General features: G+C 71.7%; 29 protein-coding genes. 11 read left to right on the top strand and 18 right to left on the bottom strand.

Going from position 1 to position 25,647, the window contains the following annotated elements; translation table 11 throughout:
* Positions 1-24: 24 nt before the first annotated feature.
* Positions 25-2,205, bottom strand: a complete 2,181-nt coding sequence (locus tag IE257_RS25890; protein WP_189972314.1) for a VMAP-C domain-containing protein — start codon at positions 2,203-2,205, stop codon at positions 25-27.
* A gap of 129 nt (positions 2,206-2,334) precedes the next feature.
* On the opposite strand from IE257_RS25890, the gene IE257_RS25885 reads away from it, so the two are divergent.
* On the top strand, positions 2,335-2,523 hold the full coding sequence (locus IE257_RS25885) for a DUF6104 family protein (protein ID WP_030386011.1): 189 nt from the start codon (positions 2,335-2,337) through the stop codon (positions 2,521-2,523).
* A gap of 211 nt (positions 2,524-2,734) precedes the next feature.
* Here the strand turns inward: IE257_RS25885 and IE257_RS25880 are convergent, their stop codons facing one another.
* The 4 genes from IE257_RS25880 to IE257_RS25865 all read right to left on the bottom strand — a co-directional run bounded on the left by IE257_RS25880 (position 2,735) and on the right by IE257_RS25865 (position 6,087).
* Complete coding sequence (locus IE257_RS25880) at positions 2,735-3,838, bottom strand: protein-L-isoaspartate O-methyltransferase family protein (RefSeq protein WP_189972313.1); 1,104 nt, start codon at positions 3,836-3,838, stop codon at positions 2,735-2,737.
* Between the two features lie 214 nt (positions 3,839-4,052).
* Positions 4,053-4,331, bottom strand: coding sequence for a hypothetical protein (locus IE257_RS25875; protein ID WP_189972312.1), 279 nt, complete (start codon positions 4,329-4,331; stop codon positions 4,053-4,055).
* Entirely contained in the window at positions 4,328-4,810 is a 483-nt protein-coding gene (locus tag IE257_RS25870; protein WP_189972311.1) for a hypothetical protein, read from the bottom strand. Before IE257_RS25870 ends, IE257_RS25875 begins: the two co-directional genes overlap by 4 nt.
* 92 nt (positions 4,811-4,902) lie before the next feature.
* Positions 4,903-6,087 carry a helix-turn-helix domain-containing protein gene (locus IE257_RS25865; RefSeq protein WP_189972310.1) on the bottom strand — a complete coding sequence of 395 codons (1,185 nt, stop codon included), beginning with the start codon at positions 6,085-6,087 and terminating at the stop codon, positions 4,903-4,905.
* A 100-nt stretch (positions 6,088-6,187) separates the two neighbouring features.
* Here IE257_RS25865 and IE257_RS25860 point away from each other — a divergent pair, with 100 nt between their 5' ends.
* Positions 6,188-6,736: a flavoprotein gene (locus IE257_RS25860; protein WP_189972309.1), complete on the top strand. Its 549-nt coding sequence runs from the start codon at positions 6,188-6,190 to the stop codon at positions 6,734-6,736.
* 98 nt (positions 6,737-6,834) lie between these two features.
* Here IE257_RS25860 and sodN read toward each other — a convergent pair whose 3' ends face one another.
* Complete coding sequence (gene sodN / locus IE257_RS25855; RefSeq protein ID WP_030009413.1) at positions 6,835-7,230, bottom strand: superoxide dismutase, Ni; 396 nt, start codon at positions 7,228-7,230, stop codon at positions 6,835-6,837.
* Positions 7,231-7,401: 171 nt separating this feature from the next.
* Here sodN and sodX point away from each other — a divergent pair, with 171 nt between their 5' ends.
* The gene (gene sodX / locus IE257_RS25850) at positions 7,402-7,824 is read left to right on the top strand and encodes a nickel-type superoxide dismutase maturation protease (RefSeq protein WP_189972308.1); all 423 of its coding nucleotides are present in this window, start codon (positions 7,402-7,404) and stop codon (positions 7,822-7,824) included.
* Here the strand turns inward: sodX and IE257_RS25845 are convergent.
* On the bottom strand, positions 7,728-8,357 hold the full coding sequence (locus IE257_RS25845; RefSeq protein WP_189972307.1) for a CGNR zinc finger domain-containing protein: 630 nt from the start codon (positions 8,355-8,357) through the stop codon (positions 7,728-7,730). The genes sodX and IE257_RS25845 overlap by 97 nt on opposite strands.
* An 82-nt stretch (positions 8,358-8,439) precedes the next feature.
* On the opposite strand from IE257_RS25845, the gene IE257_RS25840 reads away from it, so the two are divergent.
* Positions 8,440-9,219 (top strand): class I SAM-dependent methyltransferase, encoded by a 780-nt coding sequence (locus IE257_RS25840; protein ID WP_229920658.1) that lies wholly within the window; start codon positions 8,440-8,442, stop codon positions 9,217-9,219.
* A 91-nt stretch (positions 9,220-9,310) separates the two neighbouring features.
* On the opposite strand, the gene IE257_RS25835 is transcribed toward IE257_RS25840, so the two are convergent.
* Genes IE257_RS25835 through IE257_RS25825 form a run of 3 tightly spaced genes read right to left on the bottom strand, consistent with a single transcriptional unit; the run spans position 9,311 to position 12,018 of the window.
* Entirely contained in the window at positions 9,311-10,075 is a 765-nt protein-coding gene (locus IE257_RS25835; protein ID WP_281064144.1) for an amino acid ABC transporter ATP-binding protein, read from the bottom strand.
* Positions 10,075-11,016, bottom strand: coding sequence for an amino acid ABC transporter permease (locus IE257_RS25830; RefSeq protein ID WP_189972305.1), 942 nt, complete (start codon positions 11,014-11,016; stop codon positions 10,075-10,077). The genes IE257_RS25835 and IE257_RS25830 overlap by 1 nt, the downstream gene beginning before the upstream one ends.
* 39 nt (positions 11,017-11,055) lie before the next feature.
* Positions 11,056-12,018: an ABC transporter substrate-binding protein gene (locus IE257_RS25825; protein ID WP_189972304.1), complete on the bottom strand. Its 963-nt coding sequence runs from the start codon at positions 12,016-12,018 to the stop codon at positions 11,056-11,058.
* Positions 12,019-12,544: 526 nt separating this feature from the next.
* Here IE257_RS25825 and IE257_RS25820 point away from each other — a divergent pair.
* The 4 genes from IE257_RS25820 to IE257_RS25805 all read left to right on the top strand — a co-directional run bounded on the left by IE257_RS25820 (position 12,545) and on the right by IE257_RS25805 (position 15,751).
* A complete protein-coding gene (locus IE257_RS25820; RefSeq protein WP_052873800.1) occupies positions 12,545-13,747 on the top strand; it encodes an NAD(P)-dependent malic enzyme in 1,203 nt (400 codons plus the stop codon).
* 191 nt (positions 13,748-13,938) lie between these two features.
* Positions 13,939-14,901 carry a zinc-binding dehydrogenase gene (locus tag IE257_RS25815; RefSeq protein ID WP_189972303.1) on the top strand — a complete coding sequence of 321 codons (963 nt, stop codon included), beginning with the start codon at positions 13,939-13,941 and terminating at the stop codon, positions 14,899-14,901.
* Positions 14,902-14,969: 68 nt separating this feature from the next.
* Entirely contained in the window at positions 14,970-15,179 is a 210-nt protein-coding gene (locus IE257_RS25810; protein ID WP_030385998.1) for a helix-turn-helix domain-containing protein, read from the top strand.
* Positions 15,179-15,751, top strand: coding sequence for a Clp protease N-terminal domain-containing protein (locus IE257_RS25805; protein ID WP_189972302.1), 573 nt, complete (start codon positions 15,179-15,181; stop codon positions 15,749-15,751). Before IE257_RS25810 ends, IE257_RS25805 begins: the two co-directional genes overlap by 1 nt.
* Positions 15,752-16,034: 283 nt before the next feature.
* On the opposite strand, the gene IE257_RS25800 is transcribed toward IE257_RS25805, so the two are convergent.
* Together IE257_RS25800 and IE257_RS25795 are read right to left on the bottom strand one after the other, a co-directional pair.
* Positions 16,035-17,003 carry a PadR family transcriptional regulator gene (locus IE257_RS25800; RefSeq protein WP_189972301.1) on the bottom strand — a complete coding sequence of 323 codons (969 nt, stop codon included), beginning with the start codon at positions 17,001-17,003 and terminating at the stop codon, positions 16,035-16,037.
* Position 17,004: 1 nt separating this feature from the next.
* Positions 17,005-17,961: a DUF4097 family beta strand repeat-containing protein gene (locus tag IE257_RS25795; RefSeq protein ID WP_189972300.1), complete on the bottom strand. Its 957-nt coding sequence runs from the start codon at positions 17,959-17,961 to the stop codon at positions 17,005-17,007.
* Between the two features lie 154 nt (positions 17,962-18,115).
* Here IE257_RS25795 and IE257_RS25790 point away from each other — a divergent pair, with 154 nt between their 5' ends.
* Positions 18,116-18,925: a hypothetical protein gene (locus IE257_RS25790; RefSeq protein ID WP_189972373.1), complete on the top strand. Its 810-nt coding sequence runs from the start codon at positions 18,116-18,118 to the stop codon at positions 18,923-18,925.
* A gap of 16 nt (positions 18,926-18,941) precedes the next feature.
* Here IE257_RS25790 and IE257_RS25785 read toward each other — a convergent pair whose 3' ends face one another.
* Positions 18,942-19,877 (bottom strand): LysR family transcriptional regulator, encoded by a 936-nt coding sequence (locus IE257_RS25785; protein ID WP_189972299.1) that lies wholly within the window; start codon positions 19,875-19,877, stop codon positions 18,942-18,944.
* Between the two features lie 210 nt (positions 19,878-20,087).
* On the opposite strand from IE257_RS25785, the gene snpA reads away from it, so the two are divergent.
* Positions 20,088-20,756, top strand: a complete 669-nt coding sequence (gene snpA / locus IE257_RS25780) for a snapalysin (protein ID WP_189972298.1) — start codon at positions 20,088-20,090, stop codon at positions 20,754-20,756.
* 1 nt (position 20,757) lies between these two features.
* Here snpA and IE257_RS25775 read toward each other — a convergent pair whose 3' ends face one another.
* The 5 genes from IE257_RS25775 to IE257_RS25755 form a co-directional block, all read right to left on the bottom strand.
* A complete protein-coding gene (locus tag IE257_RS25775) occupies positions 20,758-20,961 on the bottom strand; it encodes a hypothetical protein (RefSeq protein WP_189972297.1) in 204 nt (67 codons plus the stop codon).
* 36 nt (positions 20,962-20,997) lie between these two features.
* Positions 20,998-21,582: a dihydrofolate reductase family protein gene (locus IE257_RS25770; protein WP_189972296.1), complete on the bottom strand. Its 585-nt coding sequence runs from the start codon at positions 21,580-21,582 to the stop codon at positions 20,998-21,000.
* 108 nt (positions 21,583-21,690) lie between these two features.
* Entirely contained in the window at positions 21,691-22,293 is a 603-nt protein-coding gene (locus IE257_RS25765) for a GNAT family N-acetyltransferase (RefSeq protein WP_189972295.1), read from the bottom strand.
* A 133-nt stretch (positions 22,294-22,426) separates the two neighbouring features.
* Positions 22,427-23,470, bottom strand: a complete 1,044-nt coding sequence (locus IE257_RS25760) for a family 2 encapsulin nanocompartment cargo protein polyprenyl transferase (protein ID WP_372453172.1) — start codon at positions 23,468-23,470, stop codon at positions 22,427-22,429.
* 5 nt (positions 23,471-23,475) lie between these two features.
* Entirely contained in the window at positions 23,476-24,882 is a 1,407-nt protein-coding gene (locus IE257_RS25755) for a family 2B encapsulin nanocompartment shell protein (protein WP_189972294.1), read from the bottom strand.
* A gap of 235 nt (positions 24,883-25,117) precedes the next feature.
* On the opposite strand from IE257_RS25755, the gene IE257_RS25750 reads away from it, so the two are divergent.
* A complete protein-coding gene (locus IE257_RS25750; RefSeq protein ID WP_189972293.1) occupies positions 25,118-25,576 on the top strand; it encodes an RrF2 family transcriptional regulator in 459 nt (152 codons plus the stop codon).
* The last annotated feature ends 71 nt before the right edge of the window (positions 25,577-25,647 follow it).

Raw genomic sequence — 25,647 nt, 5'->3', positions numbered from 1 at the left:
TCGCGTCGGCCGGGCCGGCGCCCGTCACAGGTCGCCCTGCAGCGGCTCTTCCTCGGGCAGCGGCCGCGCCGGGTCCTCCCACACCAGCCCCGCCCCGGCCGCCCAGTAGGCGTCGGGGTCCGCCCCGTACGCCCGCCCCCGCAGGGTCTGGAAGCGCAGCGGCAGCACCTCCGCCCGCCCCGCGTCCGCCAGTTCCTCGCGCAGCCCGCGGTGGAAGGGCGCGCACGAGGCCCCCGGCTCCGGCGGGGGCCTCCGGGTCACGACCACGCCGTACCCGGCGTCGCGCACCGCGTGCAGCGAGCCGAGCGTGGGCTCCTGGTCCGCCGCCCGGCAGTGCACGGGCACGGTGTTGTCGGGGAGCCCGGTCAGCCACTCGGTGGCGGGGCTGCGCGGGCGCCCCCCTGCGCAGTCGGCCCGTTCGTCCTGGAGCGGGCCCGCCTGCACCCGGGCCCAGCGGGCGGCGGCGTCGGTGCCCTCGCGGTCGGCGGGATGCTCGCGCGCACCGCCCGGGTTCGGCCCGGTGGTCGCCGTGGTTCCGGCGGCCCCGGCGGCCCCCGCGGCCCCGGCGGCCCCCGCGGCCCCCGCGGCTCCTGTGGCCCCGGCCTGGTGGCGCAGCACCACCGGCCGCTGCACGCCCAGCGGTACGCCGCCCACCACCACCCACGCGTCCACCGCCAGCCCGAACAGCTCCGGGGCCACCGCCACTTCGAGCAGGGCCGCCGCCTCGTGGGTGTCGCACCGGCGGAACCCCTCGGCGAGCGGGACCCGTAACGCCTCGGGCAGACCCGCCAGGGTGGCCCGTACGCCGGAGTCCACCGGTGTCACCCGCCCCGCGTGTGCGGGTCCGGCGAGCACGGAGACCCGCCAGTCGTAGACGTCCTCCCAGCCGTGCGCCCACACCTCCAGCAGCACCGAGGCCCCGGACGGCAGACCGCCGGCCCGCCGGGCCGTGCCGTGGACCGCCCGCCCGGCCGAGGCCCGCCGGCGCCGCTCGCGCTCGGCGAGGCCCCGCTCGTGGCGCTCGCCGAGCTCCCGGCGCAGCGGCCGCCACAGCCGCTCGGCCGTGGCTCGTACCCAGTCCCACAACTCCTCGTCGGCGCCGGGCGTGACGGGCTCGCGGTAGTCGGCCACGCTCACGTCCGTCGCGTACCGGAGCATCGCCGCGGCCTCCCCGGTCCCGCCGGGCGGGTCGTGCAGCAGCCCCAGCCCGTCGCGCCAGCTCAGCGGGGCGGGCGGCAGCGGGTCCGGCTCCTCGCCGCGCGCCGCCTCGACCAGGGCGCGTACGACCTCGGAGGAGCCGGGCGGGGGCAGTTCGGCCAGTAGTCCGCACAGCGTGGTGCGCTCGCCGGGGGTGAGCCGGCCCCGGCCCGCGTACGGGTCGCCCTCCTCCGGCGGGAGCTCGCCGTGCACGTCCGTCCAGGTCCGGCGGTTGTCGAGATCGCTGAGGTGCTGGTCGTAGTGGTACAGGTCGTGTGCCTGCATGATCCGGCGGTAGAGCCCGACCTGGCCCCGCGCGGCCATGGGGAGGGTGCGCAGCTGTACGACGGAGACGGCGAGCCCGCCGCCCCCGGTCTGCCGACGGGCCTTGAGCACGCCGACGACCTCCCCGCGGGCCAGGTCCACGACGGGGCCGCCGGACATGCCGGGCTCGATCTCGTCGTCGTCACCGAGCCGGATGGCCGCGCCGTTCCCCGCGGTGCCGCGCAACCGGGTGGTGCGGCCGGTGATCTCGGGGATGCCGAGGTCCTCGGTGCAGCCGAAGTAGGCGACCTCGTCGAAACGCGGTCGGGAGCGGTCGGTCAGCCATACGCAGGCGTGCGAGACGGGCGCCAGCACCCTGACCAGCGCGAGGTCGGGCAGGTCCCACAGCGCGTGCCGAGCGGGCCGCCGCTCCTCCAGCCGCTCGGGCAGTACGCACTCCACGCGCCCGGTGACCGTCCCGGTGAGGCTCCCGGCGGAGAAGGTGATGCCGACCTCGCGCCCCGTCAGACGCACCGCAGCACCCCCTTCGCCGACCACGTGCGCACACGTCAGGACCCACCCGGGAGCGATGAAGAAGCCGCTCCCCCACGTGGGACCGGTCCGATGACTGCGGGGGTTCTCATACCCGCCCGGCGGGGCGTGAACGCGTACGGTCGCGGCCTGAACGAGGGGCTCCAGGAGCTCGAAGGTGCGCGCGGACCCGGTCGTGCGCCCGTCCGTCATGCGCGCCCCCCGCTCGTTGGGCATCCAGGCTAGACCCGGGGGCGGCCGGGGCGGGAGGTCTCGCCGTAAGGCGGATTATCCTGGCGGGAAACACCCCCTGCACACCCCCATCACGGCACGGAGCCCGACTTGTACTTCACCGATCGCGGCATCGAGGAGCTGGAGAAGCGGCGCGGCGAGGAGGAGGTCACCTTCGAGTGGCTCGCCGAGCAGCTGCGCACCTTCGTCGACCTGAACCCGGACTTCGAGGTCCCGGTGGAACGCCTGGCCACCTGGCTGGCCCGCCTGGACGACGAGGACGACGACGAGGACGCCTGAGCCCCCTCGCACAATGGTGATGGCCGGGGCGGCGGCCGGATTCCCGGTCCGGACACCGTCTCGGCACACTTCCCACCTGGCGAGAAAGTGCGTGCGCACCACTCGGAGTCGGGGGCGCCTCAGCCGGAGACAAGCCACCGACCACCTGCGCCGCCAGCCGGAAGAGGCGGGGGGTGGCCCCGGCCAGGACAGGCCCGGCCGGGGCTACGGATCAGGAACCGACGAGGTGACGTGGGTCATCCAGCCACAGGTACTGGCCAGACCCGTCAACCGTGACACCGAAGCGCGTGATGTGCGGCCGGCCTCGTACCTCGTACCAGGTGTACGCCGCAGTCACCTCCGCCCACAGATCGCGCGGTCCCCAGGAGCGGACCGCGTCCTCCTCCCACCAGTCGCCATAGCGGACGATCGTCGCCGAAGTGCCGGCCTCGTCCACGAACTGGACCTGGCGGTCGTCACCCTCCCCGCGGTGCGAGTAGGAGACGTCCGGCACCTGGAGGCCGATGGCGAAGTCCTGGAGGTAGCCAGCCGCCAGAACCTGCGCGGGATCGATCGGCGACTTCCTGCTGATTGACTCCTCCGGGACCTGGAGGTCGATGGTCGGCCGCTCGGAGCGGATCCACATGTACGAGGACTCGCCGATGAAGGCTCCCTGCGCCTTCGTTCCCGAGGTGTCGACGCGGAGCCGCAGGAGCCCCGCATTGCTGTAGGCCGTTCCGAACGGGGTGAGGATCACCCCGCTCCGCCTGGACTGCTCGATCCAGGCGTACGGAACGCGCCGCAGCGCCGCCGTGTTGATGACCCGGCTGAACGGCTCCCCGCCCGGGGTGCCTTCGAGGCCGTCCCCGACGATCAGCTCCGGGTCGTAGCCGGCTGCCTTGAGGTTCGCGGCGCCCGCGCGCGCGAGCTCCTCGTCCACCTCGATGGCGACCACCCGCTCCGAGCCGACGCGCTCACACAGCAAGGCCGTGTGGTATCCGGATGCGTAGCCGATCTCCAGGACGCGGGACCGTGGCACAAGGTCCAGGTGCTGAAGCTTCCGCATGACGATGTCCAGGGCGGACACGGAGGACGTGAAGTCGCCCGTGCCTGGCCCTGGAGCCGTGTCGCCGTCGTTCAGCTGCGTGATGACCGACTGGTGGGGGTTCCAGACGGCGTGGCGCCAGGCGTCCGGGTCCTCGTCGCGGTCCACGAAGCGCCAGAAGCCTTCGGCGTCCCGGACCGGGAGCCAGACGGCGCGCGGGACGAACGCTTCGCGGTCGACCGTGTCGAAGGCCTCGGCCAGCCACGGCTCGCGCAGTAACCCTGCGGTCACCAGGGCCTCGCGGCAGATGTCCCGGTTCACTTCTTGCCCGGCGGCGGCGGGGGCGGGGTGGAAGGCTGGGGAGACGGTCGGCTCCCGTCTGAGCTGCCTCCGCTCGGCGGCGGCGTCCACGGCTTGTCGGCCGGCTCTCCAGCGTGCTTGCCCTTACTCATCAGGATCTCCCATCAGTTTGTTGTGCAGAATGCCCGCTCCCCGGCGGCGGGAGTCAAAGGGCGTCGGCGATCTCGCCGAGCACGATGCGCGCGGCGATGAGGCGCGGCACGAGGTCGAGCACGCGGGCGGCGAGGACCTCCTCCACGTCCGCGTCGAAATGGTTGCTGCGCAACCAGCACAGGTGTGGGTCGTGGTGGACGGCCCACGCGAAGCAGCAGAGCCGGCAGTCGGCCATGGGCCCGCCGTACATGGTCACGATCGGGACCGACAGCCCGCAGCCGGAGCACCGCACGCGCGCCCGCGCGCATTCGCCGTCGGGGTGGTCCGTCACGTCGCCACCTCAGGCTCGGCGAGCCGTGCCGCGCCGACGCGGACGAGCAGCCGGACGGCGGCGACGCGGCAGAAGTACGACCCGGGGCCGGGGGTCGCGGCCCAGTAGAGGGGCCGGCCGGGCGCGGACCGGTCCCGGCCCATGTCGGGCACCCCGAGGTGGGTCCCGTACCCGAGGCACTCGACCGCGTCCCGGGCTCGCCACCGCTCCGCCGTTCCCGGTTCGACGAGCGCGTAGTGGTTCCGGCCGCGCGAGTCGTGGATGACGGGCCCCTCCAGGGCCAGGGTGAGCGCGAGGGCCACGACACGGTCCCCGGTGCTCCGCACGGCCGCGTGGGCGAGGGCGTCGGGGATGCGCACGGCTTCGAAGCGGGCTCCGAGCGGCAGTACGGCCACGCCGTGGTCCTGCCACGCGGTGTGCGCCGCCGCGGGATCACCGAGGCACCGCGCGTACCAGTCGGCCGTTTCCTTCGAGAACACGGCGGCTCCCTACCGTCGTCAGCGGGTGATGAGACCAGACTGGCGAGCGGCAAGGGTCGGAACACTCACAACCACGTGAGCGTGTGAGCGCTCTACTTTTCCACCCACGCAGCAAGGTGGTTGAGGGCCTCCGGGGTCCGCCGAGCCATATGGACCAAGCCTCGGATCGTCTCCTGGGTGCTCGGGTGGTACCGGGTTTGCTCGGGCGCCGCGTGGCGGGCCTCGGACAGCGAGGCCAAGGCCCTCGTCGCGTTCCCCGTCTCCATCTCGGCTCGCGCCCGGTAGATGAGGAAGTGGGCGCGCCGGCTCGTTGCGAAGGCCGCCGGCGGCCGGATCTTCCGGGCGGCCGTGAGGGCGTCGTCGTACTGCCTCATCTGCGTGAGGGCCGACATCGCGTGGACCGCGACGTTCATGGGCCCGAAGGACAGCCAGTGCACCGCTGAGGCGTCACCCGTCTGCTTGGCCAGTGTGCGCGCTTCGGCGATGTGCCGTTCCACAGCGGCCTGATCCTCCGCACGAGCCGCAATGACGGAGGCACCCAGGTGCAGCTGACCAGTCACCGCCAGGCGTTCGCGGCCCTCTTCCGCCTGTTCCAGGATCCGGAGTCCCGCCTCGATCAGCCTCTCGCCAATGCGGTACTCGCCGCTCTTCGAGTGGACGAGGGCCCGCTTGTACTGCCGGATTGCCGCCAGGCACGGGTCGGATCCACGCTCGGCGGCCCAGTCCATGCGGTCGAGCGCGACCGTCGAGAGGTCGTAGAACCCCAGCTTGACGGCGACGTCGTGGGCGCTTCGGTAGGCCGAGGCCAACGCCCGCCAGGCTTCGGAGGACGGGGTGGACCACGCGGTTGAGGTCAGCTCGGCGATCACGCCCGGAAGGACCCGGGAGGCTTCACGCAGTTTGGTCGCGCGGACGGTCGCACACAACTGGTCGGCCGCAATCACGAGTTCGCCCACCGGGCGAGCTGTTACGTCCGGGTCGTACCCGAGGTCGTAAAGGGCGAGCACGTCACGGATCGGCCGCACGAGCGCTTCCCGGCGATCCTGCTGAATGGTACTGACATGGGGGTGTCCCGTCAGCACGGCGGTATCGATCCGCAGGGCCTTGGCCACCGCGGTGAGGAAGGCCTCCGTGGCGGGCCGGGCGCCGCACTCGACCTGGTTCAGGAGGCTGTAGGAGTACGGGAGCAGCGCGGCCAGTTGCCTCTGCGTGAGGTGGGCCAGCCGCCGCTGTGCGCGGATGCGGGTTCCCGGGTGATCGTCGTCGAAAGTGCGCATGCCGGACGCTCCCGTTTCTGACTCGTCGCCGGGAACGGTACCCGCTCCACCCCCGGGCCACCTGTGATCGCCGGTAGGAGCCTGTGGTCAACTGGGAGCCATGACGCGCACCTTGTACCTCTTCGGGTCGGCCGCTCCGCCCGTGTTCGACGTCGCCCGCGTGATCGAGGACGCGCAGTCTCGCGGGTGGGATGTGTGTCTCGGCCTGACCCCGACGGCCTCGGACTGGCTGACGGAAGGGCTCGACGGCCTGGCCGCGCTCACAGGGCACCCGGTGCGCAGCCGCTACAAGCGGCCGGGAGAGCCGGACGTGTGGCCGGCGGCTGACGCGATCCTCGTTGCCCCCGCCACGTTCAACACGGTCAACGGCTGGGCGCTCGGGCTCACCGACCGGTTCATCGTCGGCGTGGTCTCGGAGGGCATCGGCAAAGGGATCCCGCTCGCCGTCATGCCGTGCGTGAACGCGGCCTATGTCCGGCACCCACAGTTCGAGCAGAGCATCGCGACGCTCCGCGGCGCCGGAGTTCGCGTGCTCTACGGCGAGGGTGGGTTCGTGCCCAATCTGCCCGGGCAGGGCCGCGCGGAGGCCTACCCGTGGGGCTTGGCGCTGGACGCCGTCGATGGTCTGGTGCCGGCGGCGGACGCCTAGGGAGGCGAGAACGACAACGGCCCGGCCGCTCGGAGCGGTCGGGCCGTTGTCATGTGCGTCGGGCCTGCAGCCCGGGAAGATCCTTGGGGCGCCCTGGATCAGGCGGCCTTGGTCTCCCAGAAGATGCGGTCGATCTCGGCGATGAGCTCAAGAGCCTTCGCGCCGGTCGCCGGGTCGTTCGACGCCTTGGCGGCCGAGAGGGCCTTCAGGGTGTCGTTGACCAGGGTGTGCAGCTGCGGGTACTTCTCGAAGTGCGGGGGCTTGAAGTAGTCGCTCCACAGCACCGAGACGTGGTGCTTGGCGAGCTCGGCGCGCTGCTCCTTGATGGTGATGGCGCGCGCACGGAAGTCGGCGTCTTCGTTGGCCTGGTACTTCTCCTGCACGGCCTTGACGGACTCGGCCTCGATGCGGGCCTGGGCAGGGTCGTACACGCCGCACGGAAGATCGCAGTGGGCGGAGACCTTCGCCTTGGGGGCGAAGAGGCGGGAAAGCATGGAGTTTGTCCTCCTCGTGATCGTCTTCTCAAGGGGGAGATTACTCGCTGAACAACCGGATTTCGCGGGCGCCCCCATGGGCTTAGGACAAAAGTCCAGGGTCACGGCCGCACCGGTGAGCGAATGTACGGGCCCGTGCGGGAGCATGCGGGGGTGACGAGGAGGACACGGATGGTGGAGATCGGGCGCCCGCGGAAGCGCTTCGAGGTGGTGGAGGTGACGGGGGCGTCGATGGTGCCCACGCTGCTGAACGGGGACCGGCTCGTGGTCCGGTACGGGGCCGCCGTCCGGCCGGGTGACGTGGTCGTGCTGCGCCACCCCTTCCAGCAGGACCTGCTGGTGGTCAAGCGGGCGGTGGAGCGGCGGCCGGGCGGGCGCTGGTGGGTGCTCGGCGACAACCCGTTCAACGAGACCGGCGACAGCACCGACTACGGGCCGGTGCCCGGGGAGCTGGTGCTGGCGACGGCGGTGCTGCGCTTCCGGCCGCGCGAGGAGGATCAGCGTTCGCTGAGGGCCCGGTTGTCCTGGGCGGTCTCGGCGCTGCGCCCGCTGCGGGCGGACGCCTCGGCCTCCACTCGCTTGCGGGCCCGGTAGGCGGCCACGTTCGCCCGGGTGGCGCAGCGGTCGGAGCAGTAGCGCCGGGAACGGTTGGTGGAGGTGTCGAGGTAGGCGTTGCGGCAGGGCGCGGCCTGGCACAGGCCGAGCCGGTCGGGGCCGTGCTCGGTGAGGGCGAAGGCCAGGCCCATGGCCGCCATGGCGGCGTAGCCCGCGGAGGCGTTCGACGGGTGTTCGGCGAGGTGGATGTGCCAGTCGGGGCGACCGTCGTCGGCGAGGGTCTCGTGGCCGGACACCTGGGGGCTGACGGGGAACTCCATGAGCAGCGAGTTCAGCAGGTCGACCGCGAGGACCTCGTCGCCGCCGTCGGCCGCCTCGAAGACGGAGCGCAGGCGGCCGCGGACATTGCGGAAGCGGGTGACGTCACCGTCGGTGACGCGGCGCGCCATCTGCTGACTGGCGCCGAACAGGGCGCGGACGGCGTCCACCGAGGTGAGCGAGTCCTTGTTGCGGGCCGGCTCCTCGGTGTTGACCAGGCGCACGGCGAAGTCCGAGTAATGGGCCAGTTCCACTTGTAGTCCTTACGGCTGCGGATTAGTGTCTCCGGTAACGGCTGAGACGTCTTCGAGGGTATTACGTATGGAGGGGTCGGGGATGACGGATACGGCGGACAGCACGGGTACGGAGGGCACGACCGACTGGCAGGCCTGGCAGGACAGCTGGGACCGGCAGCAGGAGTGGTACATGCCCGACCGCGAGGAGCGGTTCCGCGTGATGCTGGACATGGTCGAGGCACTGGTGGGACCCGCCCCCCGGGTGCTGGATCTCGCATGCGGTACGGGAAGTATTACGGACCGCGTCCTCAAGCGGTTCCCGGAAGCCACCAGTACGGGCGTCGATCTCGACCCCGCCCTGTTGACCATCGCCGAGGGCCACTTCGCGGGGGACGAGCGGGTCACCTTCGTGACCGCCGACCTCAAGGACCCGGACTGGCGCGCCGCCCTCCCCCACGGCACCTACGACGCGATCCTGACGGCCACCGCCCTGCACTGGCTGCCGAGCAAGGAGCTGGCCGTCCTGTACGGGCAGCTCGCGCCGCTCCTGGCGCCGGGCGGGGTGTTCATGAACGCCGACCACATGCCCGACCCGGCCACCCCGCGCATCGACGCCGCCGAGCACGCCCACCGGCACGCCGGCATGGACCGGGCCAGGGCGGCAGGGGCGGTGGACTGGCGCGAGTGGTGGGACCTGGCGGGCGCGGACCCGGCGCTGACCGAACAGGTGAAGCAGCGCTTCGAGATCTACGGGGAGCACGCGGACGGCGACACCCCCTCCGAGGCCTGGCACGCCGAGACCCTGCGCGCCGCCGGTTTCGCGGAGGCCCGTACGGTCTGGCGCTCCCCCTCCGACGCGCTGGTCCTAGGACTGAAGTAGGGACCGAAAAAACAGCGGCCGGCACGTCGGCACACGACGGAGGGGCGGTACGGGAGTCCCGTACCGCCCCTCGCTGTCCGCGGGTGCGTGACTACAGCACCTTGGAGAGGAACGCCTTCGTCCGGTCGTGCTGGGGGTTGCCCAGGACGTCGCGGGGGTGGCCCGACTCGACGACGACGCCGCCGTCCATGAAGACGAGGTTGTCGCCGACCTCGCGGGCGAAGCCCATCTCGTGGGTGACCACGATCATGGTCATGCCCGACTCGGCCAGGTCCCGCATGACGTCCAGGACGTCACCCACCAGCTCCGGGTCGAGCGCGGAGGTCGGCTCGTCGAAGAGCATCAGCTTCGGCTCCATCGCCAGCGCGCGGGCGATCGCCACGCGCTGCTGCTGCCCGCCGGAGAGCTGGGTGGGATAGTTCCCGCCCTTGTCACCGAGACCGACCCGGTCCAGGAGACGCACGGCGCGCTCGCGCGCCACCGCCTTCGACTCGCCCTTGACCATGACCGGCGCTTCCATCACGTTCTCGATGGCCGTCATGTGCGGGAACAGGTTGAAGCGCTGGAAGACCATGCCGATGTCCCGGCGCTGGGCCGCGACCTCGCTGTCCTTCAGCTCGTAGAGCTTGTCGCCCTTCTGGCGGTAGCCGACGAGCTGCCCGTCGACGTACAGCCGTCCGGCGTTGACCTGCTCCAGGTGGTTGATGCACCGCAGGAACGTCGACTTGCCGGAACCGGACGGACCGACCAGGCAGAACACCTCACGCGGGGCGACCTCCAGGTCGATGCCCTTGAGGATGTGCGCCGCACCGTAGGACTTGTGGACGCCCTCGGCCTTCACCATGGCAGTCGTCATCAGGCCACCGCCTTGCGGTTCGAGAAGCTGGACAGTTTCGCCTTGATCTTCTGCAGCGGAGTCGGCGGCAGCGAGCGCAGCGCGCCACGGGCGTAGCGGCGCTCCAGGTAGTACTGGCCGACGCTGAAGACGCTGGTCAGGGCGAGGTACCAGATCGACGCGACGAAGAACATCTCCATCACCGCGAACGACGTGGACGCGATGTCCTGGGCCGCGCGCAGCAGGTCGAAGTACTGCACGGCCACCACGAGCGAGGAGGTCTTGAGCATGTTGATGAACTCGTTGCCGGACGGCGGCACGATCACGCGCATCGCCTGCGGCAGCACCACGCGGCGCATGGTCTGCATCCGGGTCATTCCGAGCGCGTGCGAGGCCTCGGTCTGACCCTCGTCCACCGACTGGATGCCGGCCCGGACGATCTCCGCCATGTACGCGCCCTCGTTCAGACCCAGACCCAGCAGGGCGGCCAGGAACGGCGTCATGACCTGGGTCATCTCGTCCTTGTAGAACCCGAGGTTCAGGATCGGGAAGATCAGGGCGAGGTTGAACCAGATGAGGAGCTGCACGTACACCGGGGTGCCGCGGAACAGCCAGATGTAGAACCAGGAGATGGTGCTGGTCACCGGGTTCTTCGAGAGCCGCATCACGGCGAACAGGACACCGAGCACCAGGCCCAGGGCCATCGAGGCGACGCTGATCCAGACCGTGTTGACGACACCACGCAGGATGGTGGGGTCGAACAGCTTCTCCGGCACGGTCGCCCAGCGCACGTTGCCCTGCGAGAAGGCGATCACGAGCGCCACGACCAGGCCGATGACTACCACGGCGCTGATCCAGCGGCCGTAGTGGCGGACCGGGATGGCGCGGATGGCCTCGGGGGGGACGGCCCCGGCCGGCGGGGTGTCCGCCGGGTCCGGGACCTTGTCGAGCTTGTCAGTCACAGTGACTGCCCTTCAGTGTGCTGCGGCGGTACGCGGAGGTCAGGAACCGGCGTTGATCTTGGCCTCGGTCACGGCGCCGGAGCCCGCGTTCCACTTGTCCAGGGCGGCCTTGTACGTGCCGTCCTTGATGACCGCGTCGAGGGCTTCCTTGAGCGCGTCGCGCAGCTCGGTGTTCTTCTTGTCGACCGCGATCCCGAAGAAGCCTGCGTCGCTCGGGGTGACGATGGCCTCGAAGTCGTTGCCGCCGCCCGCCTCCTTCGCGATGTGCGCGGCGACCGGGGAGTCGTTCAGGTCGGCGACGGCGCCGCCGGCCTTCACGCGGGTCTGGGCCTCGGCGTCGGTCGGGAAGGCCTCGATCGAAAGCTCGCCCTTGCCGTCCGTCTTGCACTTCTCGGCCTGGGTCTTGGCGACCGTCTCGTAGGTGGTGCCGCGCTGGACGGCGACCTTCTTGCCGCACAGGTCGTCGAGGGTCTTGATGCCCTCCGGGTTGCCCTTCTTCACCAGGATGGCGGTGGAGGAGGAGAAGTAGTCGACGAAGTCGACACCGGCACCGGTCTTGGCGCCCTTGTCGTCCAGGCCGTCCTGACGGGCCTTGGTGTCGCTCAGCGAGGACATGACCACGTCGCTGCGGCCGGTCTGCATGCTGCTGATCAGCGTGTCGAAGGTGCCCGACTCGAACTTGAACGTGACGCCGAGCTGCTTCGCCAGGGCCGCCGCGATGTCCGGGTCCACGCCGACGACCTTGCCGCCCTCGGTGAACTCCATCGGCTTGTACGTGGCGTCCGTGCCGACCTTGATGACACCGGCGTCCTGGATCTTCTTCGGAAGCTTGGAGAAGAGCGGGGCGCTGCTGTTGTTCGCCGCACCCGACGGGGTGCTGGAGGCCTTGTCGGTCTGGTCACCACAGCCGGTGAGGATCAGGGCGCCCGCGACCGCGATCGCGCCGACCGCGGCGATCCGGGACCGTGCGGCGGTCGTACGACGGGTGGTGCTAGCGGTCATGGCTTGGTTCCTCCGGCGCTGGTGGAAAAGCATCGAAAAACGGTCGGACACGCACCATCGAGTGTCGCGACCTTGTGTGATTACGGCATCTTGCCATTCGGACTGAGACATTCAGGGTGCCCGTCAGGTCAAAATCGCATAACGGGCGGTAGGGGTAGCCCAACAGGACTGCGGGGAAGGGGGTTCGAGGCCGCAGATACTGCTGTGACCTGGCCTTTTTGCCGCAGTTTCTACGGAGCGTCTCGCCCACTGGACGGCAAGGTTTGGACTTTTCGCCAAAAGCCGGGCAAGGGACCTACAGTTGAGCGGGAATCGACTCGTCTGGGCGAGCGTTCTTCGGGTAGAACAGATCCTTACACCCCTCATCCGGGGCTCAGGGCGCGCGTGCGGCGCGCCCGCGCGTACGAACCTCCCCTTCGCGGAGACGGGCCAACCGTTGACGCGGAGTACGGACGCGGTGCCCGCCCACCCCTTAACCAGGAGTGGCCACCCTCAACGATTCAAAGGACTTAAGGGGTCACACGAAGTGGCAGCGGAGATCATCAACCCTCGCAGTGACAGCGTCACGGACAACAACCCGGACGCGGTGTTCGCGCTGCACCGGGGCGGCAAGATGGCCATCCAGGCCACAGTGCCGGTCACCAACAAGGATGACCTTTCCCTCGCGTACACGCCCGGCGTGGCGAAGGTGTGCAGCGCCATCGCCGAGCAGCCGGAGCTGGTGAACGAGTACACCTGGAAGTCCAACGTGGTCGCCGTCGTCACCGACGGTACGGCCGTGCTCGGGCTCGGTGACATCGGTCCCGAGGCCTCCCTCCCCGTCATGGAGGGCAAGGCCATCCTCTTCAAGCAGTTCGGTGGTGTGGACGCGGTTCCGATCGCGCTCGCCACCAAGGACACGGACGAGATCATCGAGACGGTCATCCGCCTCGCTCCGTCCTTCGGCGGGGTGAACCTGGAGGACATCTCCGCCCCCCGCTGCTTCGAGATCGAGCGCCGCCTCCAGGAGGCGCTGGACATCCCGATCTTCCACGACGACCAGCACGGCACGGCCATCGTGACGCTAGCCGCACTGCGCAACGCGGCGAAGCTGACGGGTCGCACCCTCGGCGACCTGCGGGCCGTGATCTCGGGTGCCGGCGCCGCCGGTATCGCCATCGCGAAGATCCTGGTGGACGCGGGCATCGGCGACGTCTGCGTCACCGACCGCAAGGGCGTCGTGTCCGCGGACCGCTCCGACCTGACGGACGTCAAGGCGGAGATCGCGGGCCTGACCAACAGGACCGGGCAGACCGGCTCCCTGGAGACGGCCCTGAACGGGGCGGACGTCTTCATCGGCGTCTCCGGCGGTACGGTCCCGGAAGAGGCCGTGGCCTCGATGGCGAAGGACGCGTTCGTCTTCGCCATGGCCAACCCGAACCCGGAGGTCCACCCGGACGTCGCGCACAAGTACGCGGCGGTCGTGGCCACGGGCCGCTCGGACTTCCCGAACCAGATCAACAACGTGCTGGCGTTCCCGGGCATCTTCGCGGGAGCGCTCAAGGTGCGCGCCACCCGGATCACCGAGGGCATGAAGATCGCCGCCGCCGACGCCATCGCCGGTGTCGTGGGTGACGAGCTCGCCGCCGACTACGTGATCCCGTCGCCGTTCGACGAGCGCGTCGCCGAGGCCGTCGCCACGGCCGTCGCCGCCGCGGCGAAGGCCGACGGCGTGGCCCGCCTGGTCTGACACCGGACCTGAGCAGTACCCGCAGAGGCCCGACCGGAGCATTCCGGCCGGGCCTCTGCCTTTCCCCGCCCCCCTCGCACGGCTCGGCACGGGGGCAATGCCGGAGCACTGCGCCCGGAACCTGCGACGGGCACGGCCGTGTGACGGGAACGGGGGTGGATGCCGGGGCTACCGAACGGTAGCGTCGCCGCATGTTCGCTGCCTACGCCGCCCGAATCGACCGTGACCAGCCGCTGAACGGCCTTGAGCTGGGCGACCGCCCGGCTCCCGAGGCCCGACCCGGCTGGGTGACCGTGAACGTCAAGGCCGCCTCCTTCAACCACCACGACCTGTGGTCGCTGCGCGGGGTCGGCCTCGGCGAGGAAAGACTCCCGATGATCCTCGGCTGCGACGCCGCCGGGATCGACCAGGACGGCAACGAGGTCGTCCTGCACTCCGTGATCGGCCAGAGCGGCCACGGGGTCGGCCCGGACGAGCCCCGCTCGATCCTGACCGAGCGCTACCAGGGGACCTTCGCCGAGCAGGTGACCGTCCCCGCCTGGAACGTGCTGCGCAAGCCCGCCGAGCTGTCCTTCGAGGAGGCCGCCTGCCTTCCGACGGCCTGGCTGACGGCGTACCGGATGCTGTTCACCAATGCCGGGGTGCGCCCCGGGGACTCCGTCCTGGTACAGGGCGCCGGCGGCGGTGTCGCGACCGCCGCGATCGCCCTCGGCAAGGCGGCCGGCCTGCGGGTCTTCGCCACGAGCCGGGACGAGGCCAAGCGCAAGCGGGCCGTGGAGCTGGGTGCGGTGGAGGCGTACGAGCCAGGCGCGCGGCTGCCGCAGCGGGTGGACGCGGTGATCGAGACGGTGGGCGCCGCCACCTGGTCCCACTCGGTGAAGTCCCTGCGCCCCGGCGGCACCCTGGTGATCTCCGGTGCCACGAGCGGCGACCGCCCGGCGCACGCCGAGCTGACGCGGATCTTCTTCCTGGAGCTGAAGGTGGTCGGCTCCACGATGGGCTCGAAGGATGAGCTGGAGGACCTCCTCGCCTTCTGCGCGACCACCGGGCTGCGGCCGGTCATCGACGAGGTGCTGCCGCTGGACCGGGCGCGGGAGGGGTTCGAGAAGCTCGCGTCGGGCGACCTCTTCGGAAAGATCGTCCTCACCCCCTGAGCCCGCCCGAGCCCCCTGATGTCAACCAGGGTTGACGAACCCTCCCGCGTCAACCTACATTGACATGCATGACCGAAGCCACTGATCTCGCCGAGCGGGCCGGTGACCGTGATCCGCGCGTGGGCCTGCGTGCCGTGTCCGCCCTCCGCAGGCTGCTGGAGCAGCTGGAGGCCGTACAGGTGCGCAGCGCCCGCGCGCAGGGGTGGTCCTGGCAGGAGATCGCGGCCGAGCTCGGCGTCAGCCGACAGGCCGTGCACAAGAAGTACGGGAGGCTCTGATGTTCGAACGCTTCACCCGCGATGCCCGGTCGACCGTGACCGGGGCGGTGACCGAGGCCCGCCGCAGCGGCGCCGCCACCGTCACCGAGGAACACCTGCTGCTGTCCCTGCTGGCCCTGGGCATCCTGGACCCCCTCGGGGTCGACCGCGCGGCGGTGGCCGCCGATCTCACGGCGGCCCGCCGCCGGGGCGGCATGTCCAGGGCGGACGAGGAGGCACTGGCCGGACTCGGTATCGACCTCACGGAGATCGTCTCCCGCATCGAGGAGACCCACGGCGAGGGCGCCCTCGCGGCCGCGGCGCCCCGCAGGCGGACCCTGGGCTCCTCGCTCCGCTCGGTCCTCGGGCGCGAGGACGCCGACGACCGCGCCGGAAGCCGGCACGTCCCCTTCACGGAGGGGGCGAAGAAGGTGCTGGAGCAGTCCCTGCGCATCGCCCTGGGCCGCAGGGACAACCACATCGGCACCCTGCACCTGCTGCTGGCGCTGCTCTCCCGCCCCGGCACGGCCTCCGAGGTCCTGACGGACCACGGCATCACCTACCGCACGGCCGAAACCACCCTGGCAGCCTGACCGCCCCGCATCCGAAGTCGCCGACCCCTACGGCCCCGCCGACCTCCCAGCCCCGGCGGGGCTCCACTCTCCAGCCCCGCCGTCGTTCGAGGCACAGGGCCCGGAGCGGCGCCGCACTCCCAGCCCCGCCGGCGTTCGAGGCGCGGGGTCCGGAGCGGCGCCACACTCCCAGCCCCGCCGGCGTTCGAGGCGCGGGGTCCGGAGCGGCGCCACACTCCCAGCCCCGCCGGCGTTCGAGGCGCGGGGTCCGGGGCGGCGCCCCGGCAGCGGTGCCGCGGGCGGGTTACGACCTGGCCCCGAACGTGGTTCCCAGCCGCCGGGAAGCCGCCTCGAGGTGTCGGCGGGCCTCGGCCACCTGGGCCGCGGTCACCCCGCGGTCCCGGGCCGCGTCGCGCACCTCGTCGCGGAAGCGGTCGAGCAGCCGGTCCAGGTCACGGGCCGGGTCACCGGTGGGCGCCAGGTCCACGGCCCAGTGCGAAGCCCGGTCCGCGTCCACGTCCGCGTCCACGTCCGCGTCCGCGTCAGCCGGGGCCGCCGCGTCAGCCACGTCGGCCGGGCCCGCCGGAGCCGCCGCCCCCGGAGCCGTGGTCGGCGTCGGCGTACCGCCACCGAGCCAGGCGCCGGCCAGGCTGCCCAGGACGCCGCCGGACCTGGCGAACTGCTCCTGCAGCTGGCCCGCTATCCGCTGGACCTCCTCGCGGGCCCGCTCCTGGGCCTCCTTGGCCTGGCGGCGGGCCTGCTGCGCCTCCTCGCGGGCGCGGCGGCTCTCGTCCTTCGCCCGGCGCGCCTGTTCCTTCCACTCCTGCCGCGCCTTGCGCAGCTCCTCCTTGGCGGTCTGCCAGGACTCCTCCTCGGCCGTCCGCGTCGCCGACGCGGAGGCCGCCGCCCGCATCTCGCGCCGCAGGTCACCGGCCGCGCCCCGGACCTCGCTGCGGATCTCGGCGGCCAGTTCGGTGACCGAGTCGCGGATCTCCAGCTCCAGGTCGGCGAGTTCGCCGCCCCGGTCGGCCAACTCGGCGCGGCCCGCCTCGGTGATCGAGTACACCTTGCGCCCGCCCTCGGTGGCGTACGTGACCAGGCCCTCGGCCTCCAGCTTCGCCAGCCGCGGGTACACGGTGCCGGCGGAGGGCGCGTACAGGCCCTGGAAGCGCTCCTCCAGCAGGCGGATCACCTCGTACCCGTGGCGCGGGGCCTCGTCCAGCAGCTTGAGGAGGTACAGGCGGAGGCGGCCGTGGGCGAAGACGGGCGGCATGTCAGAGCACCTTCTTGTCGAGCGCGAGGGGGGCGGCGGGGGTGTCGGCCTCGGCCTGCGGGCGGCGCAGCAGCGCGATCGAGCCGGAGACCGTGGTCGCCCGCAGGGTGCCCGCGCCGGAGCCGAGGGTCCCGGTGATCCGCTTGGCGCCCATCTGGCCGGAGACCCGCAGGTCCTCGAAGGCGTTGGAGACGCGGCCGGTGGCGGTGTTGGCCTCGACGCGGGCGTCGGCGGGGTGCGGGAGGCGGATCGCGACCTGGCCGGAGACCGAGTTCAGCGCGATGTCCACGGGACCGGCGTCCTCCGGGCCGGGGTCCAGGTCGATCAGCATGTCGCCGCTGACCGAGTCGGCCCGTACCTTCACACCGGCGCCGTCGACCACGGTCAGGCCTCCGGAGACCGAGTGGAAGCCGAACTCTCCGGTGACGGACTGGGCCTCGACGCTGCCGGAGACGGTGTGCGCCTTGACCCGGCCGGACAGGCCGACCAGCGTGGCGTCGCCGGAGACCCCGTTGACGTCGGTGCCCCCGGAGATCCCGGAGACGAAGGAGACGGCGTCGACCGCGGCCACACGGACCTGGGTACCGGCGGGAACGGTGAGGGTGATCGCTGCGCTGCGCTCCCAGGCCTTGCGGCCGGAGAACGAACCGGACCAGGCCTTCCAGGGCTTGGACTCGAACCATTCCTTGAGTCCGTGGGAGCCGTTCCAGGGCGCGTCCTCGTAGGAGACGGTCAGCGTGCCGCCGTCCTGCACGACGTACAGGGGCGGTCCGTCGACCTCGGTCACCTCCAGGCGGGCCGGGCCCTCCTCGGCGGCGACCACATTGACGGTGCCGCTCACGATACGGACGCGGAGCTCGGTCACCGGCTCCTCGAAGGTGAGCTTCCGCGGTTCGGCGAAGTGCCACGTCGACGGCGCCGGCGACGGCTGGGGCGACTCGGGCGACTGCTCTGCCATGGTGCTGATCCTCCTCGTGCGTACACGGACGGGGCTCGACGCACGCAACATATCGCGTCTTCTGCTAACACGATATATCGCGGTCGGGGGAAGTCAAGCGCCCTCTCGAAACCCCGCCATTTGGGGTGTTTTGCTCTATTGTGTGGGCATGTCAATCTCCCGGACCGTGACCGGCGGGCTGCTGCTCTGCCGCGCCGAACCTCTGGCCGTGCGCCGCCCGGCCCACCTGTTGCGCGTCCGCCTGCTGCTCGCCCCGGCGGGCGAATGGAGCGTGCTCGTTCCCGAGGACAAGCCCTGGCGGGACGGCCCGGAGACCGTGGCGGAGGTCCTCTCCGGTTGGGGTTCGGCCCTCGCGATCGGCACCGACTGGCCGGTGCTCGGCCTGTGGTGGCAGGACGGCCGGACCGGCTTCGCCCTGTCGAGCGGATTCCGGCGCACCGCCGCCTACGGGTGGGACGCGGCCGGGCGCCCGGCCGGCGAGCCCGACGCGATGCGGGCCCTGTCGGCGCGGCTCGGCCTGGACCCGGTCCTCGACCTGGCGGAACTGGAACGCCTCACCCGCGCCGATGCGGACCCGGCCGTCGACGGGGAGGGCCGACTGCTGGCCCTGGTCGCACTGCTGACCCGCGCCGGACTGGCCCTGCCGGCCGGGCTGGCACCGGGCGAACCGGCCGACCGGCTCCGGGCCGCGGCCCGGGTGGCCCCCGACGTCGAGACGGTGGAGTGGTCGGGCTGGCCCGACGCGGTGCGGGCCGAACTCGACGCGGTGGAGGGGGGCCCGCTGGGCCCGTGGGTCCGCGGCCCGAGGGCCCGGATGCTGGGCGCGGCCCAGGTCGCGGCCGGTGCACCCCTGCTGGCCTGGGCGGCCCACCGCCGCAGCCCGGGCTGGGCGGCGGCGGGCGCGGTCCTGCTGGCGCAGGGGGCCGCGGCCCTCGCCTACGACCGGGCCCGCGCGCGGCGCTGACCGGGGGGATCCGCCGCTACGCCACCTCCAGCAGCGGGCTCGCATGGTGGTGGAGCCAGGCCCGGTACGGGGGCGTCCGCAGCGCGGCCTCGCGATAGGCCGCGCGCAGGTCCTCGTAGACCTCGGCGTGCGCGCCGGGCCGGGTCGCCAGCAGCAGGCGCACGGCGAGGGGGTCCCCGCACAGCGGCCGGATCGCCATGTCCTCGCGCGGCCCGGAGGTCGGCTGGCAGGGCGCGACGGCCTCGCCGGAGATGATCAGCGAGGTCGCCGTGTGGTAGTCGGCGTGCAGGACCGGCGGGTCGAGCCCGGCCCCGGCGAAGACCCGGCGCAGCCCGTCCCACTCGCCGTCGACCGAGGGATCCACCATCCAGCGGTCGGCGGCGAGGTCCCGTAAGGAGACCACCGCCTGACCGGCGGCCGGATGGTCCCGGGACATCGACACGAACTGCGGTTCCCGCTCCATCAGTACGTGCATCTGCAGCCCGGGCGGCACCCGCAGCGGGCTGCCCTCCACCTCGTGCACGAACGCCACGTCCAGCTGCCCCGCGGCGACCATCCTGAGCAGCGCGTTGGCGGAGACGTCCACCACCAGCGAGGTCTCGGTGTCCGGCAGCCGCCGGTGGATCCGCCGCAGCCAGCCCGGCAGCGCGCTGCTGGCGGTGGAGCCGATGCGCAGCCTTGAGGCATGGGCCAGTTCGCGGGCCTCCGCGACCAGCGCGGCCATCTCGGCGAGCAGCGGGCGGGCCCGGCCCAGCACGGTCCGGCCGAAGGGGGTGGGCCGGCAGCCGGTCCGCTCGCGCAGGAACAGTTCGCCGTCGAGGGCCCGTTCGATGCGGCGCAGCTGTGTCGTCAAGGAGGGCTGGCTCACGCCGAGTTGCCGGGCGGCCTTGTGCAGGCTTCCGGCGTCGGCGATGGCGCACAGGGCGCGCAGGTGCCTGACCTCAAGCTCCATGCCCTGAGGGTAGGCCGGTCCCTACGGACCGCACCAGCCACCGATAGCCCCCCGAATCCCGCCATTCTCACGCTTGTTGGGCTTCCGAAATCTTCCCGATAGGCCCGCGCTATCGGGGACTGACATCATCCGCCGGGCGCTTGTGCTCCCGCAGACTCCGGTACCGAAAGACCACCCCCCACCGCACCGGACGAGTAGGAGCTCCCCCACATGCGCCACTCCCGTAAGGCCATGCTGGCCACGACCGTCGGCCTCGGCCTCGCCGCCACCCTTGGTGTCGTCCCCACCGCCACCGCCGCGCCCGCCCCCGTCGGCAGCGCCGTCAGCTACGCCGCGTACGAGGGTTCGCCGGAGAACGCGGCCGCGAACCGCGCGTTCTTCGAGGCCGTCCAGCGCTCGGTCGCCGAGCAGCGCGCCGCCAACCCCGGCGCCCTCGCCGTGACCGTCACGTACAACACCCGCAGCGCCCCCAGCTTCCGCACCCAGATAGCCCGCTCCACGCAGATCTGGAACAGCTCGGTGTCCAACGTCAAACTGCAGGAGGTGTCCTCGGGCGGGAACTTCTCGTACCGGGAGGGCAACGACTCACGCGGCTCGTACGCGAGCACGGACGGGCACGGCCGGGGCTACATCTTCCTCGACTACCGGCAGAACCAGCAGTACAACTCCACCCGGGTGACCGCGCACGAGACCGGCCACGTGCTGGGTCTGCCGGACCACTACTCGGGCCCGTGCAGCGAGCTGATGTCGGGCGGCGGCCCGGGCACCTCGTGCACGAACGCGACCCCGAACTCCGCCGAGCGGACACGGGTCAACCAGCTCTGGGCCAACGGCTTCGCCTCGGGCCTCGGCGCGAAGGATCTCGCCACCAAGGGCTGAGTCACCGCTCCTCGGGGTTCGCGTAGTCACGGCAGTCGGGGTTCCGGCAGGGACCCCGACCCCACACCGGAATGAAGATCCCGAGAGACTTGCGCCGCCTGACCACTGTGTCGACGCGGCGCCCGCACGCCGGGCACGCCTGCTGCTCGTGCCCGGCCTGCGGGGCCACCGTCTCGTGCGCGTGGTGCTGCTGTTCACCGGCCATACCTCCACGGTAGGCCGGTTCTGCGCGTTCGGCGGGTCAGCGCCCCCGCGCGTAGGTGGTCACGACCTGTCCGCCGCCGAAGGTCCTGACCGCGGTGAGCTCCAAGGGGCGCGCTCCGAAGCCGGCGCGCGACATCGGCATGCCGGTGCCGGCGAAGACCGGGTAGGTCTTGACGATGATCTCGTCGATCTCGTCGATCAGCTGGGTGGCGAGGTCCGCACCGCCGCAGAGCCAGATGCCGAGACCGTCCCGCGCCTTGAGCTCGCGCACCTCGGCCGCCAGGTGGCCGCTGATCAGCCGGACCTGCGGGTCCGGTGGGGCGGCGAGGGAGCGGGAGACGACGTACTGCTCGGGCAGGTGACCGTAGGGGCTGGTCATGCCCTGTTCGAGGCCCGGCTCGTAGGTACGCCGTCCCATGATCACCGCGTCGAAGCGCTTGGGGGCGGCATCGGCGATCCCGAGCTGGACGCGCCCCTGGGCCGAGATCGTCTCGGGGTATTCGGCCGCGAGGAATCCGACGAACTCCGCGTCGAGGTGGCTGTAGAAGAAATCGCCGTCACCGTCCGGGGCCCCGATGAACCCGTCGACGGAGGTGGCGATGAAGTACGTGAGCCTGCGCAAGCGATTCTCTTTCACTGGGGGTGCCGCCACACCGGGGCACGTCGCCTAAAGTACTTCGCCTGTAGTGGTTACGCAAGGGCATTCACCCCCGGTGCGGGACCGCGAGCCTCAGCCGCGCGGTTTGCGCCACATCGGCCACATCAGCGGCCCCTCGGGGAGCCGCACCACCTCCCCCGTGAACTCCCAGCCGAGCCGCTCGTAGAGCTCCTTGCTGCGCTCACTGCTCGCCTCCAGATAGGCCGGCACCCCCTCGCGGTCGCAGCGCTCCAGCACCGGCCGCATCAACTCGCTGCCCAGCCCCTGACCCTGCCGGTCCGGGGCGACCGCGATCATCAGCAGGTACTCGTGCTCCTCCGCCGTCGGGTGCACCGCGCCCGTGAGTCGTCCCACCAGCTCGCACCGCTCGTTGTCGGGGTCCGCCACGGCCCGCATCCGCGCCGGGACCTCGTCCTCGACGACCTCCCCCTCCGGATCGCCCGCCGGGATCCGCAGCCAGAGCGCGGCCGCCGAACCGTCCGTGGCGTAGTCGATCCGGCCCTCCTCCAGCGCCACGTCCACGAAGACGCCGAGGAACTTTCCGTGCACCGCGGCGCGGTGCTCCGGGTCCGGGAAGACCCAGCTGCTCACCGGGTCGGTGCGGAAGGACTCGTCGAGCAGCCGCGCCACCGCGTCCCGGTCCGACTGATCCGCCTGTCGTATCTCCAGCGCCACTGGTCACACCCTTCACTCACGTCACAGGTCAACAACCGTGAGCGATCCTAGAGTTGGCGCGGACATGCGGTAAGGCCCGTTCCGGCACCATGGGGTACCGGAACGGGCCTCGGGCCCGTGGAGCCCCTCGGGCTCACCTCGTGCGACGCGTCACGAACTCCGCGAGTGCCAGCAGCCCGCCCGCCGCCCCGAGGTCCGGCACGGCCCGGGACAGCTGCTGGACCGCCCGCCCCATCCGGTCCGCGGCCTCGGCCTGCGCCCAGTCCCGCCCGCCGGCCCGGTCCACGGCGTCGGCCGCCCTGCGTACGTCGTCCCCGGCCATGGGGCCGGCATACAGCGCGGCCAGCTCCTTCCCCGCGGCGGTGTCCGAGGTGAGGGCGGCCACGACCGGGAGGGACTTCTTCCGGGCGATCAGGTCGGCCCCGGCGGGCTTGCCGGTGTGTCCCGGGTCCCCCCAGATGCCGATCAGGTCGTCGATCAGCTGGAAGGCCAGCCCGGCCTCCCGCCCGAACGCGTCCATGGCGTCGACCTCGTCGGGCCCGGCCCCCGCGTACAGGGCGCCCAGCGCGCACGCGCACCCCAGTAGTGCCCCGGTCTTGGCGGTGGCCATGGCCAGGCACTCGTCGAGCGAGACGTCCGGCCGCTGCTCGAAGGCGCAGTCGGCCTGCTGGCCCGCACACAGCTCGATGATGCAGGCGGCGAGCCGGGCCGAGGCCGCCGCGGCGGCCGGATGCGGATCCTCCGCGAGCAGCCGCAGGGAGAGCGCCATCATCGCGTCGCCCGTGATGATGGCGTCCGGCGTCCCGAAGACGGTCCAGGCCGTGGCCCGGCCGCGCCGCCGTGCGTCCTTGTCGATGATGTCGTCGTGCAGCAGCGTGAAGTTGTGCGCCAGCTCCACGGCGGCCGCCGCCCGCACGGCCTCGTCGGCCGGCCCGGCACCCGGACCGCGCAGGGCCTGCGCCGATGCCAGCACCAGGGCCGGCCGGATGGCCTTCCCGGCGCCGCCCGCCGCGGGGCTGCCGTCCTCGTGCTCCCAGCCGAAGTGGTACATCGCCACCCGCCGCATCGAGCCCGGCAGGCTCTCGACGGTGCGGCGCAGCTGCGGGTCGACCGCTTCTCTCGTCCGGTCCAGGAGGGCCGTGGCGTCCTGGCCCTCACCGGTCACGATGGTGTTCACCGCGGTCAGCGCCAGCGGCCGATCTCGACGTTCTCCAACACGCCGAGCGCGTCCGGCACCAGCACCGCGGCCGAGAAGTAGGCGGTGACCAGGTACGAGATGATCGCCTGCTCGCTGATGCCCATGAAGCGGACCGACAGGCTCGGCTCGATCTCGTCGGGGATGCCCGGCTGGTGGAGCCCGATCACGCCCTGCTCGTCCTCGCCGGTGCGCATGCACAGGATGGACGTGGTGCGGGCGTCGCTGATCGGGATCTTGTTGCTCGGGAAGATCGGCACCCCGCGCCAGGCCGGGACGCGGTTGCCGCCGATGTCCACCGACTCGGGGTAGATCCCGCGCTTGTTGCACTCGCGGCCGAAGGCGGCGATCGCCTTGGGGTGCGCCAGGAACAGCTTGGAGCCGCGCCGCATGCTGAGCAGCTGGTCCATGTCATCGGGGCTGGGCGCGCCGTCGTGGGGCTGGATGCGCTGGTCGTAGTCCGCGTTGTGGAGCAGGCCGAAGTCGCGGTTGTTGAGCATCTCGTGCTCCTGGCGCTCGCGCAGCGCCTCGACCGTGAGCCTCAACTGCTGCTCGGTCTGGTTCATCGGGTGGTTGTAGAGGTCGGCGACGCGGCTGTGGACGCGCAGGACCGTTTGTGCAATGGAGAGCTCGTACTCGCGCGGCCGGGCCTCGTAGTCGACGAAGGTGCCGGGCAGGACTGCCTCGCCCTGGTGGCCGGCGGAAAGCTCGATCGCGGCCTCGCCGTACTTGTTGGTCTGCCGGTCGGGCCGGCTCCGTACGTTGTCCACGTGCGCGCGCAGCGATTCGACCCGGTCGGCGAGGAGCTGGAAGTCCTGCCGGGACAGGGTGAGCGCGGTGCCGGAGGTGGCGGCGCGGGCGGTGTACTCCCAAATCGATTCTTCATCGACGAGGGACTCGTCGCCGAAGTACGCACCGTCGGCGACGCTCCCCAGGACGGCGTCCTCGCCGTAGGGGCCGGGGCCGATCTGGTCGATACGGCCGTGGGCGAGCAGGAAGACCTGGTCGGCGGGGCTGCCGAAGGAGGTGAGCTCCTGCCCGGCCTCGAACTCGACCTGCCGGCAGCGCTGGGCGAGTTCGCCGAGGACGTCGAGGTCCTCGTAGTCGCGCAGCAGCGGGAGCTCACCGAGCTCGGCCGGGATCACCTGGACCTGGGTGCCGGTTTTGATGAACTCCACGACGCCGTTGCCGACCGAGTAGCTCAGCCTGCGGTTGACGCGGTACGTGCCGCCCTGCACCGACACCCACGGGAGCATCTTCAGGAGCCACCGCGAGGTGATCTCCTGCATCTGCGGCGCGGACTTGGTCGTGGTTGCCAAGTTCCGTGCGGCCGTCGTCCCAAGACTGCGCTGCGGTGTCTGGGCCTCGGACTCGGAACCTGCCTGGACCGACATGTCTTTCCCTTTCGATCACTCCATGGATCTGCGGGTGCAGCCTTTCAGTACGGAACGTGATCGGACCATTACACAAAAGGGTGGGACTACTCCGTCCGAGTGCGGGGCACCCTTTGGGGTCACCCTTCTGCCCCACGGGCCCCTTGAGCACCACGCGACCGTCGATTTCGGCCAAGCGCGACACCGTCAGCGACCTAACTTGCATCACGGATGCATATTTCTCTACGGTGACCCCATGCGGCTGACCCGATTCACCGACCTGGCACTGCGCGTCCTGATGCGCCTGGCCATCGAGGAGACGGACCTCCCGACCACCCGCGACGTGGCGGCGACCATGGAGGTCCCCTACACGCACACGGCCAAAGTGGTCGCCAGGCTCCAGCACCTCGGCCTGGTCGAAGCACGGCGCGGCCGCGGCGGCGGGCTCGCCCTGACCGCCGCCGGCCGGGCCGCACCGGTCGGCTCGGTCGTGCGCGAACTGGAGGGCGAGGGGGACGTCGTGGACTGCGAAGGCACCACCCCCTGCCCGCTGCGCGGTGCCTGCGTCCTGCGCGGCGCCCTGCGCCGGGCCCAGGAGGCCTTCTACGCCGCACTCGACCCGCTGACGGTGAACGACCTGGTGGCGTCGCCGACCGGGCCTCTCCTGCTGGGCATTTCGAGCAGGGCGCCGACCGGGGCGGGCAGCAGCCCCTGACCCTCGGCCGGGATGGCCGGTTACCGCTGCCCGAGCGAACCGGTCCGGCACGAGTCCGAACAGAAGTCCGC

Origin of the sequence: Streptomyces avidinii, from assembly GCF_014650695.1 — a bacterium.
Lineage (GTDB): Bacteria > Actinomycetota > Actinomycetes > Streptomycetales > Streptomycetaceae > Streptomyces > Streptomyces avidinii.
Note: the sequence above shows the minus strand (reverse complement) of the source record. Positions and strands in the feature narration are given on the sequence as shown.